Consider the following 19,406-nt stretch of genomic DNA (forward strand, 5'->3'; position numbering starts at 1 on the left):
CCCCGGCATAGACAGGTAAGATTGCATAGTAGTTTTGTCGTGTTTTATTTTGTGTTTGTGTTGTGAATAAGCCTTGTCGAGAGACAAGGCTTATTTTTTTTGTATATTATATACGGAATCTTTATTGCCAATTCTGTGGTTTTTCATAAGATGGGTGGGCAATTCCTTTTCTTGCCAATTGTTAACTGACGTTATCATGTCTGTAGCAATTTGTTCCAATTGTAGTATTAATCGTTCAAAATAGTATTTTTTGTTCAAAAAATGCTATACACGGTAACAACTACATGCAAATTGTTTATACATTTGCGTTGTTGTTTATGTAACTATTGGGATGAACAAACCGTTGCTGACAAACGTTAATAGGTACGAGTACTTATATAGCTGACGAAAGACGCGACTTGGCTGATTTGTTTTAGAGGATACACGCGACTTACAACTTAGTATTGGGAAAAATAATTAAGGAAATATAGAATAAAAAAGATTGCTTATGTCACAGATTGTTGGACATATCTCACAGGTAATCGGACCTGTAGTAGACGTCTATTTCGAAGGAACGGAGGCAGAGATGATGTTGCCGAGTATTCACGACGCACTGGAAATAAAAAGGTCGAACGGAAAAAGACTGATTGTAGAGGTACAGCAACACATTGGTGAAAACACGGTGCGTACTGTTGCTATGGACAGTACGGACGGCCTGCAGAGAGGTATGAAAGTGCATCCGCTGGGAGGCCCCATCACCATGCCGATAGGTACACAAATCAAAGGCCGCCTGATGAACGTAGTGGGCGACTCTATCGACGGCATGAAGGAACTGGACCGTACCGGTGCTTATCCCATCCATCGCGAACCCCCTAAGTTTGAAGATTTGACTACCGTACAAGAGGTACTTTATACAGGCATCAAGGTTATCGACTTGCTGGAACCCTATAGCAAGGGCGGTAAAATCGGTCTGTTTGGTGGCGCCGGTGTAGGCAAGACAGTGCTTATCCAGGAACTCATCAATAATATTGCGAAGAAGCAGCACGGCTTCTCTGTGTTTGCCGGTGTAGGAGAACGTACACGTGAAGGCAACGACCTGCTGAGAGAAATGATTGAATCCGGTGTTATCCGTTACGGAGAAGAATTCAAGAAGAGCATGGAGGAGGGCCATTGGGATTTGTCCAAAGTAGATTATGACGAAGTGGCCAAATCACAAGTGTCTTTGATATTCGGTCAGATGAACGAACCTCCCGGTGCGCGTCAGTCCGTGGCATTGTCAGGGTTGACGGTAGCCGAGTCCTTCCGTGACATGGGAGCGGAGACGGACGGTCCGCGTGACATTCTGTTCTTCATTGATAATATCTTCCGTTTCACTCAAGCCGGTTCCGAGGTTTCGGCCTTGCTGGGCCGTATGCCTTCTGCCGTGGGTTATCAGCCGACACTGGCAACGGAAATGGGTGCCATGCAGGAGCGTATTACCTCTACGAGAAATGGTTCCATCACTTCCGTGCAGGCTGTATATGTGCCTGCCGATGACTTGACTGATCCGGCGCCTGCTACAACATTTACCCACCTCGATGCCACCACGGTGTTGAGCCGTAAGATTACCGAACTTGGTATTTATCCTGCTGTAGACCCGTTGGAATCCACTTCACGCATTCTTGACCCACACATCGTGGGGGTGGAACACTACGAAGTGGCACAACGTGTGAAACAAATATTGCAGCGCAACAAGGAATTGCAAGACATTATCTCCATCCTCGGTATGGAGGAGCTCTCTGATGCCGACCGTACGTTGGTGAACCGTGCGCGTCGTGTGCAGCGCTTCCTTTCACAGCCATTTGCCGTTGCCGAGCAGTTTACGGGTGTCCCCGGTACAATGGTTTCCATTGAGGATACTATCAAAGGCTTCAAGATGATTCTTGACGGAGAGGTGGACTACCTGCCCGAACCAGCTTTCTTGAATGTGGGAACCATTGAAGAAGCTATTGAGAAGGGTAAGAAACTACTGGAACAGGCAGGGGAAAAAACGATTAAAAATTAAAACTCTGGGAGCTTTGATAATGAAGAAGTTGCATTTGAATATTGTTTCACCGGAGAAGGAACTCTTCAACGGGGAAGTGGAAAGTGTTACATTGCCGGGCACTATGGGCTCTTTTTCTATCCTGCCGCAGCATGCACCGATTGTGTCATCGTTGGGAACGGGGACATTGGTTTACGCAACGGACGGTGAGGAACATGAGCTGGATATTCAAAGCGGATTCGTAGAGATGAGTAACGGAAGGGTTGCCGTCTGTATAGAACAGCAATAGGCAATTAAAAATAAGAAATTGAAGATTAAAGGTTGTTGGCGTGACTATTACTAAGAGAAACTACTTATTGCATACAGCGCTCTTGACGGTATTGATAGGAATTGTAGGCGGATGGACGTACTTTTCGATAAATCCGCATCACTATTTCGGCGGTTATCCGCTGATTCCGCTTTTCTTCTTTGTTTTCGGAATATTCATGATTAATATGACCGAAAGCTGCCGTCACCGGATGCCGGGACGAATGTTGCAGATTTATCTGCTGATGCGTGTGATGAGAATGCTGGTTTCCATGATTGTGATGCTGGTTTATTGCGTTGCAGTACGTGAGGAAGCCAGGGCGTTTCTGTTGACGTTTATAGCCAACTATCTGATATATTTGATTTATGATTCCTGGTTCTTCTTCACTTTCGAGGCGAACAAGAAACAGAAAAAGAAAAGTAACAATGAAAAGATTGCGTAACATACTGACTGTAGTTCTGTTGGCATTGGGCATGTTGCTACCCGCCACGGTGCGGGCTGAGAATACGGTGGACGTGAAGGAGATTGTCTTCGGGCATATCGGCGATTCTTACGAATGGCACATCACGACGTGGGGCGAAACTCACGTTACGATTCCCTTGCCGGTAATAGTGCATAGCTCTACCACCGGATGGCATGTCTTTCTATCCTCACGTCTGGAGGAGAACGGTGGAAGTTATGAAGGCTTTTCCATCGCTCCCGCAGGAAGCAAGTACGAAGGCAAGCTGGTGGAGCATGATGCCACCGGAAACGAAATACGCCCGTTGGATATCTCCATCACGAAGGTGACACTGGCTTTGCTCATCAACAGTGCATTGCTGCTTGTCATCATTTTAAGTGTGGCGCACTGGTATCGCAAGCACCCGCAGGGAAGTGCCGCTCCCGGTGGTTTCATCGGGTTTATGGAGATGTTTATCATGATGGTGAACGATGATATTATAAAGAGCTGTGTCGGTCCGAAGTACCGTAAATTCGCACCTTACTTGCTGACGGCCTTCTTCTTTATTTTCATCAATAACATTATGGGGCTGATTCCTTTCTTTCCCGGAGGGGCCAACGTGACGGGAAATATAGCCATTACGATGGTATTGGCCATCTGCACTTTCTTGGCTGTGAATATCTTTGGAACCAAGACCTATTGGAAAGATATCTTCTGGCCGGATGTGCCCTGGTGGCTGAAGGTGCCGGTCCCCATGATGCCGTTTATCGAGTTCTTCGGTATTTTTACCAAACCGTTTGCTTTGATGATACGTCTTTTTGCCAATATGCTGGCAGGACACATGGCAATGCTGGTGCTTACCTGCCTGATATTCATCTCGGCCAGTATGGGACCTGCTTTGAACGGAACGCTTACCGTGGCCTCGGTGCTGTTCAATATCTTTATGAATGCACTTGAATTGTTGGTTGCCTTTATCCAGGCATATGTGTTCACCATGCTGTCAGCCGTGTTCATCGGTCTGGCGCAGGAAGAGCATAAGGAGAAGGCGGTGAAATGATACGATTATTGGGAATATAAATATTAATAAAAATAACCATTTAAAAACTGAAAGTTATGTTACTATCTGTATTATTGCAAGCTGCTGCGGCAGGTGTGGGAGTTAGTAAACTGGGTGCAGCCATTGGTGCTGGTCTGGCTGTTATTGGTGCTGGTGTAGGTATCGGTAAAATCGGCGGTTCTGCCATGGAGGCCATTGCCCGTCAGCCGGAAGCATCCGGAGATATCCGTATGAACATGATTATTGCCGCTGCCTTGATTGAAGGTGTTGCTTTGTTGGCAGTAGTTGTGTGTTTATTGGTGTTCTTTTTATAATGTACAATCTACCATTTACAATTTACAATTTGTCCGTGCAGCATCACCGCGCAGCCAAATTGTAAATCGTAAATTGTCAAATCGTAAATAAAATTATGTCATTGTTATTACCCGATAGTGGTCTGCTGTTCTGGATGCTTCTTTCATTCGGTGTGGTGTTTGTGGTGCTTGCCAAGTACGGTTTTCCCGTTATCACCAAGATGGTGGAAGGTCGCAAGACCTACATCGACCAGTCTTTGGAAGTGGCACGCGAAGCAAATGCCCAGCTCTCCAAACTGAAAGAGGAGAGTGAAGCGTTGATTGCTGCTGCCAACAAAGAACAAGGACGCATTCTGCGGGAGGCGATGCATGAGCGTGACAAGATTATCGTCGAAGCACGCAAGCAGGCGGAAGCCGCCGCGCAGAAGGAGCTGGACGAAGTTAAAAAGCAGATACAGCAAGAGAAGGAAGAGGCCATCCGCGATATTCGCCGCCAGGTGGCAGTCTTGTCCGTAGATATAGCTGAGAAAATTATCCGCAAGAATCTGGACGAGAAACATGAGCAGATGGAGATGATAGACCGGATGCTGGATGAAGTGCTGGCCGCAAGTAGAAACAATTAATTCTCAAAGAAATGGATATAGGAATCGTTTCGATGCGTTATGCGAAAGCATTGATGGAATATGCCAAGAGTATGGGGGTAGAAGATACTCTGTACAAGGAGTTTTGTATGCTTGCCCGTAGCTTCAGGAAACATCCGGATTTGTGCATGGCATTGGAAAACCCCATCCTGACGATACGTGAGAAGTTCGCACTTATCTGTACCGCTGCTGTGGGGGATGCTCCTGCGGGCCGTGAGTTTGCGCGTTTCATGACCTTGGTGTTGAAGAACCGGCGGGAAAACTTTCTCCAGTACATCTGCCTGAGTTTTCTGGATTTGTACCGGAAAGACAAGCATATCGGTGTAGGAAAGCTGATAACAGCCGTTCCCGTCAGCCAGGAAGTGCGGGAGCGTATCCATAACAGTGCTTCCACCCTGCTGCATGCCAGCATGGAGCTGCAGACTGAAGTGGATCCCTCCATTGAAGGTGGTTTTATCTTCGACATCAACGACTTCCGTCTGGATGCCAGTATTGCTACGCAGCTTAAGAAAGTGAAACAGCAGTTTATTGATAAGAATAGAAGGATCGTATGATTTACGATTTGACAATTTACAATTTACTATTTAATAGTCTTGTGATGCGTAAGTTGTAGAGGTCAAAACGGTATATGATTCGGGTTCTTTCAAATAGTAAATAGTAAATCGTAAAATAGTAAATACTAAGATGTTGTCTGAAAATATAAAAGTAAGCGAAGTCTCCGATATTCTCCGCAAGCAACTGGAAGGGATTGACACCCGCGTACAGTTGGACGAGATTGGCACGGTACTGCAAGTCAGTGACGGTGTAGCCCGTATCTATGGGTTGCGCAATGCCGAAGCCAACGAGTTGTTGGAGTTCGACAACGGCATCAAGGCCATTGTGATGAACCTCGAAGAGGATAATGTGGGTGCTGTGTTGCTTGGCCCTACGGATAAAATCAAGGAAGGCTTCATTGTAAAGCGTACCAAGCGTATTGCTTCCATCATGGTGGGAGAGGGTATGCTGGGCCGTGTAATAGACCCTCTGGGTGCGCCGCTTGATGGCAAAGGACTGATAGGCGGAGAACTTTATGAAATGCCGTTGGAACGTAAGGCACCGGGAGTCATCTTCCGCCAGCCGGTGAATCAGCCGCTTCAGACCGGTCTGAAGGCTGTGGACGCCATGATACCTATTGGTCGCGGACAGCGTGAGCTGATTATCGGTGACCGCCAGACCGGTAAGACAGCCATTGCCATCGATACCATCATCAACCAGCGTGCCAATTTTGAAGCAGGTGATCCGGTATATTGCATTTATGTAGCCATTGGCCAGAAAGGTTCTACCGTAGCTTCTATTGTGAATACCCTGCACCAGTACGGTGCGATGGACTATACCATTGTGGTGGCTGCTACGGCGGGAGACCCGGCTGCATTGCAGTATTACGCTCCCTTTGCAGGGGCTGCCATCGGAGAGTATTTCCGTGATACCGGCCGTCATGCGCTGGTGGTCTATGACGACTTGTCCAAGCAGGCGGTGGCCTATCGTGAAGTGTCTCTGATTCTGCGCCGTCCGTCAGGACGTGAGGCCTATCCGGGTGATATTTTCTACCTGCACTCCCGTTTGCTGGAACGTGCGGCGAAGATTATCAGCCAGGAGGAAGTGGCACGCGAGATGAACGACCTGCCGGATAGTCTGAAAGGCAAGGTGAAAGGTGGTGGTTCGCTGACTGCATTGCCCATTATCGAAACTCAGGCAGGAGACGTGTCCGCCTATATCCCAACGAATGTGATTTCAATCACTGACGGGCAGATATTCCTTGATACGAATCTCTTCAACCAGGGTAACCGTCCGGCCATTGACGTGGGTATCTCCGTGAGCCGTGTGGGTGGCAATGCCCAAGTCAAGGCGATGAAGAAGGTGGCAGGTACATTGAAGATTGACCAGGCACAGTACCGTGAGCTGGAAGCATTTACCAAGTTCAGTGGTGATATGGACCCCGTGACGGCATTGACCATCGACAAGGGACAGAAGAATACGCGCCTGCTGGTACAGCCCCAATACAGTCCGATGCCGGTAGAAAAGCAGATTGCCATTCTTTATTGCGGCACACACGGCTTGTTGAGGGATATTCCTTTGGACAAGGTCAGCGAGTTTGAACGCAACTTCCTTGAGTCTCTTGAGATGAACTATCGCATGGAGGTACTCGACGTTTTAAAGACAGGTGTCATCAACGACGATGTCTGCAAAAAGATTGAGGAGACGGCAGAGGCGGTTGCAAGGCAATTCATGTAATGTACAATTAGACAATTTACAATTTACAATTTAGCTGCGCCATAACCCGCATGGCAAATTGTACATTGTACATTGTAAATCGTAAATAGATATATGGCTTCACTGAAAGAGGTAAAAAATAGAATAAGCTCCGTCAAGAGTACACGCCAGATAACATCGGCGATGAAGATGGTGGCATCTGCCAAACTGCACAAGGCGCAGGGGCGGATTGAGAATATGCTGCCTTATCAACGGAAGCTGAATGAGATTCTGACGAACTTTCTGCGTACGGATGCTTCCTTCGAGTCGCCCTATACCGAGAAAAGGCCCGTGACGAGGGTAGCGGTCGTGGCGTTTTCGTCCAATAGTTCCTTGTGCGGTGCATTCAACTCGAATGTGGCGAAGATGCTGGAACGGACTTTGGAAGGTTACCAGTCGCTGGGCAAGGAGAATATTCTGATATATCCCGTTGGGAGAAAGGTGGAGGAAGCTGTCAAGAAAATGGGATATGTGCCGCAAGGCAGCTATCAGTTGATGGCAGACAAGCCTTCGTACGTTGAAGCGTATGAGCTGGCGGAGAAGCTGATGCATGAGTTTGTGGAAAAGCAAATTGACCATGTGGAGCTGATTTACCACCACTTCAAATCGATGGGTTCGCAGGTGCTGCTTCGCGAGAATTATCTGCCCATTGACCTGACGCAAGTGGCGCAGGAGGCGGCAGAAGATGTACCGGAAGATGCCCGCAGTTTCAATAATGATTACATTGTGGAACCTTCCGTCGGCGAGTTGATAGCGGAACTTCTGCCAAAAGTGTTGAGTCAGAAGATATTTACCGTGCTTCTCGATTCCAATACTTCGGAACATGCTGCCCGTATGCTTGCCATGCAGACGGCGACAGACAATGCCAATGAGCTGATTCAGGATTTGACGAAACAGTATAACAAGAGCCGTCAGCAGGCCATTACGAATGAGCTGCTCGATATTATCGGCGGTAGCTTGAAATAGTCCGGATTGCCCCGTAAAGGGCTTTCTCAGGATGGGTACAAATAAATGGAATAATAGGACAAGGATAACGAAATAACCGCTATCTTTGTCCTATTATCATATATGGCTACTGATGAAATCCGTATCATTCTGAGAGAGAGCGGATTGGTTGAATAATAAACATATCCATGGAGAATAATCCCGAAATAGCGCTTGCATGGCAATTCATTGAAAACACAGGCACTCATCTTTTTTTGACCGGCAAGGCAGGTACCGGTAAGACAACTTTCCTGCGAAGACTGAAGGCAGAGAGTCCGAAACGGATGATTGTACTTGCGCCGACGGGAATTGCCGCTATCAATGCAGGCGGTGTCACCATCCACTCCTTTTTTCAAGTACCTTTCGCTCCTTATGTGCCCGAAAGCTCATTCAGCGCGGATGGCAAAGCATCTTACCGTTTCCGTTACGGGAAAGAGAAAATCAACATTATACGCAGTATAGATTTATTGGTCATCGATGAAATCAGTATGGTCCGTGCCGACTTGCTCGATTCGGTGGATGCCGTCTTGAGGCGGTTCCGCGACCGGAACAAACCTTTTGGCGGCGTGCAGTTGCTGATGATTGGCGACCTTCAGCAGCTTGCTCCCGTAGTGAAAGACGATGAGTGGCAGATGCTGCGCAAATACTATGACACGCCCTATTTCTTTTCCAGCCAGGCCTTGAAGCAGACGGAATATTGCACCATAGAGCTAAAGAAAGTCTATCGGCAGAACGATGGGACTTTTCTTGAATTACTGAACCGCATTCGCGAAAACCGTTGTGACGGACAAGTGCTGGAAGCCTTGAACCGCCGGTATATTCCCAATTTCGTACCTGATAAAGAAGAAGGATACATCCGCCTGGTGACCCACAATTATCAGGCCCAACGGATTAATGACCATGAGCTGGAACAACTTCCGGGACGCTCGTATGCCTTTCGCGCCAAGATTGACGGAAAGTTTCCCGAATATTCCTATCCTACGGATGAGGTGCTGGAACTGAAACGCGGTGCCCAGGTAATGTTTGTGAAGAACGACACCTCCGGCGAACACCGTTACTACAATGGCATGATTGGAGAGGTGACAGCCGTGTCGGCAGATGGAATTGAAGTGCGCAGCAAGGGAAGCGACGCTACCTTCTTACTTCAGGAGGAAGAGTGGACGAATGCCAAGTATGTGCTTGATGAGGAAACCAAGGAGATTACAGAAGATATTGAAGGAACATTCCGGCAGTATCCGTTGAAACTGGCTTGGGCAATTACCATCCACAAAAGCCAGGGACTGACGTTTGAACGTGCCGTGATTGATGCCAGCGCCTCCTTTGCGCATGGGCAGACGTATGTGGCCCTGAGCCGCTGCAAGACATTGGAGGGAGTGGTGCTCAGTGCCCCGCTTTCTGCAAGAGCCATAATCAATGACAATGCAGTGGAAACCTTCACGATGGAGGCACGGAGAAACGAGCCGGACGAGAAACGCTTCCGTTCCTTGCAGCAGACCTATTTCCTGGAACTGCTGTCGGGCTTGTTCGATTTCCAGCCCATGGAGCAGGCTTTGCGGCGGTATGTGCGGCTGATAGACGAGCACTTGTACAAGCTCTTTCCCAAGCAACTCGCAGCCTGCAAGGAGGAAGTGGAACGTTTTCACGACAAAGTGACGAAAGTGGCCCAGAAGTTCGGTATCCAGTATACCCGTCTGATTGATACTGCGCAGGACTATGCAGCCGACCCGACTTTGCAGGGGCGCATACACTCTGCCGCCACTTATTTTCAAGAGCAGTTGCAACCGCTGGATGCGGTGATGGCGAGTACGGTAACTTCCGACAATAAAGAGTTGAAGAAGAAGCTCCGGGATGCCATGGAGGAACTGGAGGCAATGTTTGACTTGAAGACTGATTTGCTGGATTATGTACTGGAGAATGGTTTCCATGTGGCAGGATACTTGAAGCAGAAAGCACTGCTTTCCATTGACGATTCGGCTTCGCAGAAGGGTAAAGGCAAAGGGAGAAGTGCTGCTGCCAAAGAAGGGCAGGGAAGCAGTAAGCAGGCTGATAAAGAGAAACGTCCGCGTGAGCGGAAACGCGATGCTGCGGCTGTTGAAGTACCCACGGATGTGTTGCATCCGGAACTTTACAACCGCTTGGTGGCATGGCGCAATGCAGAAGCTTCCGCATTAGGGTTGCCCGTATATACCGTCATTCAGCAGAAGGCAATTCTGGGTATCAGCAATCTGCTTCCTTCGGATAAGGCCATGCTTGTACGCATTCCGTATTTCGGAAAGAAAGGGGTGGAGAAATATGGAGATGTGATTCTGGAGATGGTACGTGTGTATCGCAAAGAGAAAGGACTGGCAGAGCCGGAGTTGCTGTAGTCGAATCTGCTGCCATCCGAACTTGCATTATTTACTATCCGAACATCAGCTTTATTCCTTCCTTCAGCGTATGCGGTCGATATCCCAGTTCCCGGCGTGCCTTTTCTATACTCAGCCCGCTGAAACGGGGACGTGGCGTCTTTTCATTCATCTCCTTCGTAGTGACGGGACGGATGAGCGAGCGATTCAGTCCCAATACGTCCGCTACCCGATAAGCGATGTCTGCAATGGTCAGGCACTCGCTGCCACAGAGATGATAGATACCGTTTTGCGGATGACTTATCAGCTTCTCCACTCCTTGCGACACGTCTCCCACGAAGGTGGGCGTACGCCATTGGTCGGACACGACGAACACTTCCTCATTGCTCCTTAATCTGTTTGCCACCAGTTGAAGCACATTGCCATGCTGTCCGGGCAGGGAGGCACCGTACACCACCACTACACGCACGATGGCATAATCCTTGCAAATGGCAGCGATACGTTTCTCACCTTCCAGTTTGGTGTAGCCGTAATAATTAACGGGAGCGGGAATATCCTCCTCTGTATAGGGTCGGTCCGTATCACCACCGAAAACGAAGTCGGTGGAAAGATGGATAAAACGGCTGCCTCCCGTCTCACAGCATTCTGCCAGGTGCTCTACGGCAGTGATGTTGACGGCATCCGCTTCTGCATGGTGCGTTTCGCAATAATCGGGGACGGAGAGGGCGGAGGTATTGATTACAACATCCGGCTGTACTTCCTGGAAAAGCTTTTCCACCGCCTGGCGGTTGCATATATCCGTGCGGATAAAGCGATAGTTGCCCGAATGGGGACAGATGTCGTCGTGCAGGGAACAGCCCGTTGTCTGATAAGACAAGTTGCGGGACAAATCATCCAGGATGCGCCTGCCGGTAAAACCGTTGGCACCTATCACCAGTATTTTCTTTCTTGCCATTGACTTTGGTTGTTAAATGGTGTGGGCATCAATAGGGCACATGCCTGCCTTGCTGCACCTCGATGCGTATGCCAAAGGCTCCGTTGGCTGATTTCAGCTCGAACGCCCCTTTGAAATTGTTCTTTTCCCAAGGCAGTGCGGAAGGGTTGGGCACTTTCCAGCCGTCCTTGTCATATTCGCCGTACGTATGGATGCGCATGCCGTTCTTCAAAGTGAAACTTCCCATTTGCAGGTTGTCAGTAGAGCCCCAGAAGCCCGTCAGTCCGAAGGGATTCGAACTGAAATACCGGGAGTTGCTGAGTGAGAATATGTTCGAAAGGCCTTGTGAATAAGTCACGTTCGGGTTCAACCGGAAGATGCGGCTGTAGTCCTTGCTGGCATCCGGTATCTCCAAAGTGAATTTGGGAAGAGTGGGGGCAGACAGATTCATCAGCCCCATATCCAGCAGGAAGCCGTCGTAATTCTTCACGCCCGGCAGAAGCTCCTTTTCAGACGGAGACATGCCTTCGGGAGACGCTTCGCCATGTACTGCAGTACGTACCGTATCGGCAGGCATCTCGCTCTGTGCGCTGACGGATGACATGCCTGCAAGTAAAATGATGATGCAGAAGAAGATTCGTTTCATAGTTCTTTGTTCACAATTTCAGTTGCTGTCTGCCGCATAGGGGCGGACTGAACAAAGATACTCGTTTCCCTCTATTTCCGGAAATATCTTTGTATTATTTCTATTTCTTTATACGAATGGTAGGGGCGAAGACGGGCGAAGTCACCCATTTCATTTTGGTGGGGTCGTAGCTCCGTTCCAGGCCTCCGTTGAGGTCGAGCCAGTCCGTCACTTTCAGTTCCAGTACCATGCCATAACCGCTTTGCGGATACATCGGGTTCATATATCCATGAAAAGAGTTGCTTCTCCCGTAGCCCGAATACTGGCCGAAGGCATGCAGGCGCATGTAGGGATTGATGCGGTAGGATACGGAGGCATTGTAACCTACGTCCCATTGGGTACCCCGGGGGGCATCCCTTTTGGCATACCGGGCGCCGGCAATGGAGGAGGGGGTAGAGATGGAATAGTGGGCGGCATACACTCCGCCGCTCAGTTCCCAATGTCCGTCGGGACTGTAATAAGTAATTCCTGCGCCAGCCTGCATGATGGAGCCCATTGCAGGATAGGTGTTATGGCTGCCGTACATCGTCAGTACGACTTCCGGCGAGAGCAGGAAATCGGCGAAACGCTGGAAGTCCCATTCAAAGATGTTCTTCTGAAAGTGTATCTTCTTCATGTCCGTCCAGGGCAGGGGCTCCACATAGTCGGAGGGAGGGAGATGGAGATTTATCTCTTCCTGCTGTTCGCCCTGCAGACTTTGTTGGGGCTGGCTTTCATCAAGGCCCGTACGCTTGTTCTCTTTTGGAGAAAAGGGAATCTGCTCTTTCTTTACGGGAGGCCGGTTCTTTATTGTGTCTTCCGGAATCTCGCTCTGTGCATAGGCGCAGAGTGAGGAACAGATAAAAGTAATGAATAATAACTTTCTCATAAATAGTAGTTTAGTTTTAGTTTAGTTCACTATTAGTTTATATCCTATTCCCCGCACATTGACGATACGGATGCGCCCGTCTCCGGCCAGTTTATGCCGCAGTTTGGTGATGAACACATGCAGGCTGCGGGAGTTGAAGAAGCTGTCGTCTCCCCAGAGGTCGAGCAATACATTCTGGGTGTTGACCACCTGGTTACGGTTCTCGCAAAGACGTTTCAGTATCTCGGACTCGCGGTGGGAGAGTTCCACTTCCGTATCCGCGTCAGGTGAAGTCGGGGTGCTGCCTGCAAAAGCAAGTCGTTGAGTGACGGAATTGAAACGGTAGTCACCGATTTCAAAAACGGTAGTTTCCTTGGGATTTTCTTCTGTAAAGGAGAAAGCTTTGCCTACCAGGGCCTTTATGCGGATAATGAGTTCCTGCATTCCGAAAGGCTTTTTCAGGTAGTCGTTGGCACCCAGCTCAAACCCTTCCACCACATCGTTGATGGCGGAGCGGGCGGTGAGGAACAGTACCGGGGTCTGTTTGTCGGTCTGCCGGATGCGGCGCACCATTTCAAAGCCGTCCATGCGGGGCATCATCACGTCTGCCACCAGCACGTCGGGGCGGAGGTCGAAGAACTTGCGCAATCCCTCTTCACCGTCTGCTGCGGTGTGGATGATGAAGTTCTGCCCTTCCAATGTGTCCTTGATAATCATGGCGAGGGTCTGTTCGTCCTCAACCAGAAGTACGGTTATCTTTTCCATAATTGTCGCTTTTGTTACAAGTAATGTAAAGCTCCTTAACAAGTAATGTAAAGTACCCTAACAAATAATGTTATCATATCCTTATCGTAAAGGTACTTCCTTTTCCCAACTCACTCTTTACCGATACGCTGCCACCATGCTTCTCTATCATGGTCTTCACATAGAACAATCCCAGCCCATAGCCTTTCACATCGTGCAGATTACCCGTGGGTACGCGGTAGAATTTGTCGAAGATGTGCTTCTGCTTCTCGGGAGCAATACCGATTCCGTGGTCGCTGACAGAGATTTCGGTCTGTTCATTCTGCCCTTCGACGGTTACCTTGCGGCAATGGATGGCCACTTCGGCCTCTCCGTGCGAATATTTGATGGCGTTGTCTATCAGGTTGCTGATGATGTTGCTGAAATGCGTACGGTCGGCAAGTACGCTCAAATCTTCCGGTTCGATGTCCACCGATATGTGGACGGAGCTTTCCGCTTTCAGCTTGTGTTGTTCGATGAGCGTTTCCAGAATATCACGTATTGCAAACTCCTCCGGGTGCAGGCGGAAAGTCCTGCGGCGTTCCATACTCATGGAAAGTATCTGTTCAACCAGTCCACTGAGGCGCTGAAGTTGTTCCTGGCAGATACGCAGGTATTTGTCGCGCTGGGTCTTTTCCTCCGCTTGGTTGAAGTTGAGCAGAGCGTCGTTGGCGGCATATGCTACGGCGATGGGGGTTTTCAGTTCGTGGGTGATGTTGTTGGTGAAATCGCTCTTCATCTCTTCCAGTGTCTTCTGTTTCAGGATGGTGCGTATCAAGAACCAGAAGGAGAAAGCGAGTACGATCAGAATAACGAATGATGTGGTGAGAATGCCCGACATCTGTCGCAAGACCAACATGCCGGCCGGTTCCATGATGAGACGGTAGCTTTGATTTGTATTGATGTCGAAAGAATAATTATATTCCACGGCTTTTGAGGTAGGCACATAGCCGGGGGTACCGATGTTTACCAATGTATCTATATAGAGAATGGTAGAGTCCCATTTGCTGCCTTTGTGAAGATGTAGCAGCCTATGGGGAAGATTGATGTTACGGTCGTGCAGGAATGAAGTCAGCAGGCTGTCATAAAGCACTACGTCGGGGTCGGAAATGATGTCCAGTCCCGAATGCAGTCCGCGCTGGAAGTAGGTGGCGAGTTCCAGCATACTGTTTTGGTCGCGCAAAATCACATCCAGTCTCTCTTTGGCACTCAATGCGGATTGGGGAGAGCTGTCTGAGTCCCTGACTGCTTCTTCCAGAGGCTCTCGGGCAGAATCGGCAGACATCCAACGGACTTTATCCGTTTCCCTGTACTGGTCGATGAAAAGCACACTGTCCTCTTTGGTGAGCAAAGGAACGTTCTTCCTGACACTGACTTCCACGCGGGTTGAATCGTTCGGGTGGGTCACGTAAACACTGTCTCCTTTGGGCATGAAGGTTTCGTGCAGGGTAGCGTTGTCCAAAGAATCTTCACGGGAGATGGTGGTACTGCTACGGACAAATGATTTTCCGTCATCGCTGTATCCGGCTGATACGCTGACTTCACCGTGGTTGATGTCGTCCTGCTTCATTTTATCCACGCGTATCATCATTTCGTTATAGTCGCTCATGCGCATGGCTTCGGTGATGTCCCTTTCCATTTCACTGTGTATGGTATGGTAGAGCCCCGTCAGCCAGTAGGCTTGGTAGGCGAAGATACCGGCCAGGGAGACGATGACAAGTATGGCAATATATTTGAATGGCAGTTTCATGTTTGTTTCCGGTTACTTTTATACATACAAAGGTAAGATTAATATTGTGAAACCTATCATCCGATAAGACTAAATAACACTCCCGATAACACTGGATAACACTTGGTAAGCCGCTGATAACACAAGTTTCTGCTGATTCTGCCGTACTTTGCAGACGAAGATTTGCAGAAGAAGAATATAAACATAAATAAAAAGAAGAACATGAAACGATTCTATTTACTCCCTATTGTATGCTGTGCTTTGAGCATCAGCCTTTCGGCACAAGAGAACAACGGTACTGCAACCACCTCCGGTGCGGACGACAACCGCATCCTCAGCGCCGACAGCCTTATCACGACCGATGCCCGTCTGGACAGTCTTTATCAGACCTTGCCGGAAGTGATGATTACCGGTGAACGCCCCATCGTTAAGGCAGCGCAAGGCAAGCTGGTGTACGACCTGCCCCGCCTTATCCGGAACCTCCCTGTAGACAATGCCTACGATGCCGTGAAAGAGCTTCCCGGCGTCATCGAGATGAATGGCGGGCTGCAGTTGGCAGGCCAGGGAGTCACCGTTATCCTGGACGGCAAAGTAACCACCCTCAGCACAGAGCAGCTCTATTCCTTGCTGCGCAGCATCCCTGCCAGCCGCATAGAGAAGGCGGAAGTGATGTACAACGCCCCTGCACGCTACCAGGTGCGTGGCGCACTGATCAATATCACCCTGAAACAATCGGCAGGCGGCCCCGGCTCCTGGCAAGGCGAACTCTATGCCAAGTATCGCCAGAAGCATAACGAAGGCTTTGAGGAACGCGCCAGCCTGCTCTTCAGCAAAAATAAATTCTCAGCAGATTTTCTTTACTCGCACAGCCATGGCCGGGGCTACTCTACTACCGACAAAGAGGCTGTGCACACCCTGGCAGACGGCTCGGTTCACCCCATGACAACAGATGAGGTGGGCCGTGGCCGCAGCCATACCCATAATTTCAGGGTAGGGGCGGACTATAACATCGCCAAGGACCATCAGCTGAGTTTCGTCTATAACGGTGGCTATTCCACCTCCCACAACTGGAAGGGCGTGACGGGCACGCAGGTGTCCACAACTCATGGCAATAGCACCGACTGGCTGCACAACGGCCGTCTGGACTATCGTACCCCTTTCGGCCTCAAAGCCGGTGCCGAACTGACCTACTACCGTTCCCCGTCCGACCAGTTGCTGCATAGCCGCATGCAGGACGAGGAACTTGACTTCTACACCGAAGATTGCCAACGCATCAACCGATGGAAATTCTTTCTGGCCCAGGAGCATAGTCTGGGAAAAGGTTGGGATTTGAATTACGGAGCCATCTATACTACCAGCATCGACAACAGCTACCAATATTATTACGACCCCGAAACCGGCGAACAACTGACCTCCTCAGATGCCTTAAGCAATATGAAGTCCCGCCGCCGCGAACAGACCTGGAATATCTATGCAGGTTTCAGCAAGAGTTTCGGCGACAAACTCGCTTTGGACGCTTCCCTGGCTGTGGAGCATTACAAGACTCCCGTCTGGAACCAGTGGGACTGGTATCCCATCGTCAACTTGAACTATATGCCGGCACCGGGACATATCCTTCAGCTCTCTCTGAGCAGCGACAAGGACTATCCCGACTACTGGGCGGTGCAGGATGCCGTCTCTTACATCGGCGGTGGATACTCTGAGCTGCATGGTAATCCGTTGCTGAAACCGGCACAAGAGTATGAGCTGAAAATGACCTATATTTTGAAGAGCAAATACATCTTCAGCGCCTGGTTCAACCACACCAAGGACTACTCTGTACAGACACTCTACCAATCCTCCGAACGTCTGGTTGAAATCTACAAGACACTCAATTTTGATTATCAGCAACAAGCAGGAATACAAGCCTCTATCCCATTTAAGGTGAAGGATTGGTTGAATTCTCGCCTTACCCTCATAGGCTTGTGGTACCGCGAAAAGGATGGTGATTTCTGGGATATTCCTTTCGACAGAAAGCAATGCTATGGCATTGCCCAGATGAGCAATACTTTTACTCTCTCCACCAAACCCGACTTGAAGCTGACGGTGACCGGCTTTGTGCATAGTAAAGCCATTCAGGGCATTTACGACCTGCCTACGTCGGGCAATGTGAATATTGCCCTGCGCTACGGCTTTGCCAAGAACAAAGCCATCCTCAACCTCTACTGCAACGATATTTTTGAGACGGGACAGATTTCTCCCCGCATCCGTTTCAAGACGCAGAATGTGACGAATCATTACTCATGCTTCCGCGAATTCGGCGTATCGTTTACCTATAAATTCGGAGGATATAAGGAGAAGCAACGGGAGGCGGTGGATACGTCGCGGTTCAAATAAAAAGTAATTATTCGCTGAATAGTTACAATAAAAAAGGTCGATGTTAAATATGAATAAAAGGGATTACGATATTTTCGTAATTCCTTTTATTCTTAGTATCATTGTTCATTGTTAATCAAAATCGATAAAGGATATGAACTGCAGGAAGGTAGTAAGCGCTGTATTTCTGTTATTAGTAAGCGTTTGTATGCAGGCGCAAGGTACTTGTGTCATTGAAGGAAAAGTAAAGAATGTGAAGCAAGGAGTCTGCCTGAATCTATTTCGGATGGAAGGAGACGTGGGAAACAGTATTGCAACAGATACCCTTCAGGGAGACAGTTTTCGTTTTGAAATACCTATCTCTAAAACAGATACAGAACGTTTGAGTTTGATGATTCGTGACGGTAATCTGTATAGTATGGGATTGTCCCTTTGGGCTAAGGAAGGTTCCCATATCCGCTTGACGGGCGAGGATATGAACATCTACACCTGGCAGGTGGAAAGTGAAATGCCGCAACAGAAGATATGGCAGCTTTTTGTAAACGATTCACGGGATTTATGGAACCATAATCAGGAGAATAGAATGGAGCACATGCGATTGATGCGCAAATATCCCCGGAAACCGGATGATAAGGAGGTATTGGCAAAGGTCGTTGCTCTACGTGACAGCTTGGAGAAAGTAGAAAATGATTTGGATATCCGCATAGATTCCAATGTTATAGCCCGCATGAAGCAGTTGCCGATAGAGGAGGTATGGATGGATAAACTGAAAAGTCTGGCGATAGGGGTGAGGTACACCAAGGGATATCCCTATCGCAAAGAAGTAGAGGAGTTATATGCCAGACTTACCGATGAACAGCGCGAGACACCGGAAGCTCTGGATATCCGGGCATATCTATTTCCTGCCCAGACGGTTGCTACCCAAGAGCAAGCTGCGGATGGTGACTTGTTTGACTTGCAAGGAAACGTACACCGCTTGTCCGATTTCAAGGGGAAAGCGGTGCTGATAGATTTCTGGAGCCGTGGTTGCGGTCCTTGCCTCAAGGCTTTGCCGGAGATGAAGGAAATCAGCCAAAAGTATAAAGACCGTTTGGAGGTAGTAAGTATAAGCATTGATGACAAAACAAATTGGGAGATAGCTTCGCGCCATCATGCCATCAGTTGGTGGAACTTGAATGACTTGAAAGGCAATCACGGATTGTATGCCAAGTATAGCGCAGGCTCCATTCCCCGCTATGTGTTTTTATCTCCGGAGGGAGAGGTTGTAGAGATGTGGTCCGGTTACGGGAAAGGCAGTTTGTTGGAGAAACTGGGAAAACTGATGGAATGATAATCAAATTATTCCCGTTCTCTAATGAAACTTTCATACAATGCGACAGGACCGTAATGCCAATATTTGGTGTTTTCCTTTTCAAGCAATTGAACAGACTGACTTTGGAGGGTAGCAATAAATATAGGTTATTGTCTGTAATTTTTCTATTCATAGTATACCTCCTCTGCTTTAATATAATTGAGATAGGTTAGTGCCTCTATTGTAACACTCCGTATCTGTCAAACAACTCCATTACCTCCCTTCCCTGCATAGAGTTCTTCTTTTTATACTGCTCTATGCAGAACGAGATGAAATAAGTAACATCCAATTCAGATTTATTCATAAGATGAACCATGTTTTTGTCTCTTGCAAATGTAATAAAAGTATTTCTACCTTGATGTGGT

General features: G+C 48.6%; 18 protein-coding genes. 12 read left to right on the plus strand and 6 right to left on the minus strand.

All coding sequences use genetic code 11. The features are described 5' to 3' along the window. Nucleotides 1-487: 487 nt before the first annotated feature. The 10 genes from atpD to HUX74_RS12375 all read left to right on the plus strand — a co-directional run bounded on the left by atpD (nucleotide 488) and on the right by HUX74_RS12375 (nucleotide 10,378). Nucleotides 488-2,023 carry a F0F1 ATP synthase subunit beta gene (gene atpD / locus HUX74_RS12330; RefSeq protein ID WP_117599578.1) on the plus strand — a complete coding sequence of 512 codons (1,536 nt, stop codon included), beginning with the start codon at nucleotides 488-490 and terminating at the stop codon, nucleotides 2,021-2,023. A 19-nt stretch (nucleotides 2,024-2,042) separates the two neighbouring features. Further along, a complete protein-coding gene (gene atpC, locus HUX74_RS12335; RefSeq protein ID WP_117599579.1) occupies nucleotides 2,043-2,291 on the plus strand; it encodes an ATP synthase F1 subunit epsilon in 249 nt (82 codons plus the stop codon). A 40-nt stretch (nucleotides 2,292-2,331) separates the two neighbouring features. Next, nucleotides 2,332-2,751: a hypothetical protein gene (locus HUX74_RS12340; protein WP_119962210.1), complete on the plus strand. Its 420-nt coding sequence runs from the start codon at nucleotides 2,332-2,334 to the stop codon at nucleotides 2,749-2,751. Beyond that, the gene (gene atpB / locus HUX74_RS12345; RefSeq protein WP_119962211.1) at nucleotides 2,735-3,805 is read left to right on the plus strand and encodes a F0F1 ATP synthase subunit A; all 1,071 of its coding nucleotides are present in this window, start codon (nucleotides 2,735-2,737) and stop codon (nucleotides 3,803-3,805) included. The genes HUX74_RS12340 and atpB overlap by 17 nt, the downstream gene beginning before the upstream one ends. Before the next feature lie 56 nt (nucleotides 3,806-3,861). Next, on the plus strand, nucleotides 3,862-4,119 hold the full coding sequence (gene atpE / locus HUX74_RS12350; RefSeq protein WP_005829122.1) for an ATP synthase F0 subunit C: 258 nt from the start codon (nucleotides 3,862-3,864) through the stop codon (nucleotides 4,117-4,119). A gap of 95 nt (nucleotides 4,120-4,214) precedes the next feature. Beyond that, nucleotides 4,215-4,721 carry a F0F1 ATP synthase subunit B gene (gene atpF / locus HUX74_RS12355; RefSeq protein ID WP_005829120.1) on the plus strand — a complete coding sequence of 169 codons (507 nt, stop codon included), beginning with the start codon at nucleotides 4,215-4,217 and terminating at the stop codon, nucleotides 4,719-4,721. An 11-nt stretch (nucleotides 4,722-4,732) separates the two neighbouring features. Continuing rightward, nucleotides 4,733-5,293 carry a F0F1 ATP synthase subunit delta gene (locus HUX74_RS12360; RefSeq protein WP_119962212.1) on the plus strand — a complete coding sequence of 187 codons (561 nt, stop codon included), beginning with the start codon at nucleotides 4,733-4,735 and terminating at the stop codon, nucleotides 5,291-5,293. A 133-nt stretch (nucleotides 5,294-5,426) separates the two neighbouring features. Beyond that, complete coding sequence (gene atpA / locus HUX74_RS12365; RefSeq protein ID WP_117599733.1) at nucleotides 5,427-7,010, plus strand: F0F1 ATP synthase subunit alpha; 1,584 nt, start codon at nucleotides 5,427-5,429, stop codon at nucleotides 7,008-7,010. Nucleotides 7,011-7,103: 93 nt separating this feature from the next. Next, on the plus strand, nucleotides 7,104-7,994 hold the full coding sequence (locus tag HUX74_RS12370; protein ID WP_117599583.1) for a F0F1 ATP synthase subunit gamma: 891 nt from the start codon (nucleotides 7,104-7,106) through the stop codon (nucleotides 7,992-7,994). Nucleotides 7,995-8,161: 167 nt separating this feature from the next. After that, nucleotides 8,162-10,378, plus strand: coding sequence for an AAA family ATPase (locus HUX74_RS12375; protein ID WP_119962213.1), 2,217 nt, complete (start codon nucleotides 8,162-8,164; stop codon nucleotides 10,376-10,378). 34 nt (nucleotides 10,379-10,412) lie between these two features. Here HUX74_RS12375 and HUX74_RS12380 read toward each other — a convergent pair whose 3' ends face one another. The 5 genes from HUX74_RS12380 to HUX74_RS12400 all read right to left on the minus strand — a co-directional run bounded on the left by HUX74_RS12380 (nucleotide 10,413) and on the right by HUX74_RS12400 (nucleotide 15,356). Beyond that, nucleotides 10,413-11,312 carry an SDR family oxidoreductase gene (locus HUX74_RS12380; RefSeq protein ID WP_174646766.1) on the minus strand — a complete coding sequence of 300 codons (900 nt, stop codon included), beginning with the start codon at nucleotides 11,310-11,312 and terminating at the stop codon, nucleotides 10,413-10,415. Between the two features lie 28 nt (nucleotides 11,313-11,340). Next, complete coding sequence (locus HUX74_RS12385) at nucleotides 11,341-11,937, minus strand: occludin (protein ID WP_119962214.1); 597 nt, start codon at nucleotides 11,935-11,937, stop codon at nucleotides 11,341-11,343. 100 nt (nucleotides 11,938-12,037) lie between these two features. Then, a complete protein-coding gene (locus HUX74_RS12390; protein ID WP_117599587.1) occupies nucleotides 12,038-12,844 on the minus strand; it encodes a hypothetical protein in 807 nt (268 codons plus the stop codon). A 21-nt stretch (nucleotides 12,845-12,865) separates the two neighbouring features. Further along, nucleotides 12,866-13,588, minus strand: a complete 723-nt coding sequence (locus HUX74_RS12395) for a response regulator transcription factor (RefSeq protein WP_174646767.1) — start codon at nucleotides 13,586-13,588, stop codon at nucleotides 12,866-12,868. A 73-nt stretch (nucleotides 13,589-13,661) separates the two neighbouring features. Then, entirely contained in the window at nucleotides 13,662-15,356 is a 1,695-nt protein-coding gene (locus HUX74_RS12400) for a sensor histidine kinase KdpD (RefSeq protein WP_174646768.1), read from the minus strand. A gap of 201 nt (nucleotides 15,357-15,557) precedes the next feature. Here HUX74_RS12400 and HUX74_RS12405 point away from each other — a divergent pair, with 201 nt between their 5' ends. Together HUX74_RS12405 and HUX74_RS12410 are read left to right on the plus strand one after the other, a co-directional pair. Then, nucleotides 15,558-17,711 carry an outer membrane beta-barrel family protein gene (locus HUX74_RS12405; protein ID WP_174646769.1) on the plus strand — a complete coding sequence of 718 codons (2,154 nt, stop codon included), beginning with the start codon at nucleotides 15,558-15,560 and terminating at the stop codon, nucleotides 17,709-17,711. Between the two features lie 133 nt (nucleotides 17,712-17,844). After that, nucleotides 17,845-19,020 (plus strand): TlpA disulfide reductase family protein, encoded by a 1,176-nt coding sequence (locus HUX74_RS12410; RefSeq protein WP_226791163.1) that lies wholly within the window; start codon nucleotides 17,845-17,847, stop codon nucleotides 19,018-19,020. 199 nt (nucleotides 19,021-19,219) lie between these two features. Here HUX74_RS12410 and HUX74_RS12415 read toward each other — a convergent pair whose 3' ends face one another. Next, nucleotides 19,220-19,345, minus strand: a complete 126-nt coding sequence (locus tag HUX74_RS12415) for a DUF3791 domain-containing protein (RefSeq protein WP_117966480.1) — start codon at nucleotides 19,343-19,345, stop codon at nucleotides 19,220-19,222. Nucleotides 19,346-19,406 lie beyond the last annotated feature (61 nt).

It is taken from the genome of Bacteroides sp. Marseille-P8574 (assembly GCF_902825465.1).
Taxonomy (GTDB): Bacteria; Bacteroidota; Bacteroidia; order Bacteroidales; family Bacteroidaceae; genus Bacteroides; species Bacteroides uniformis.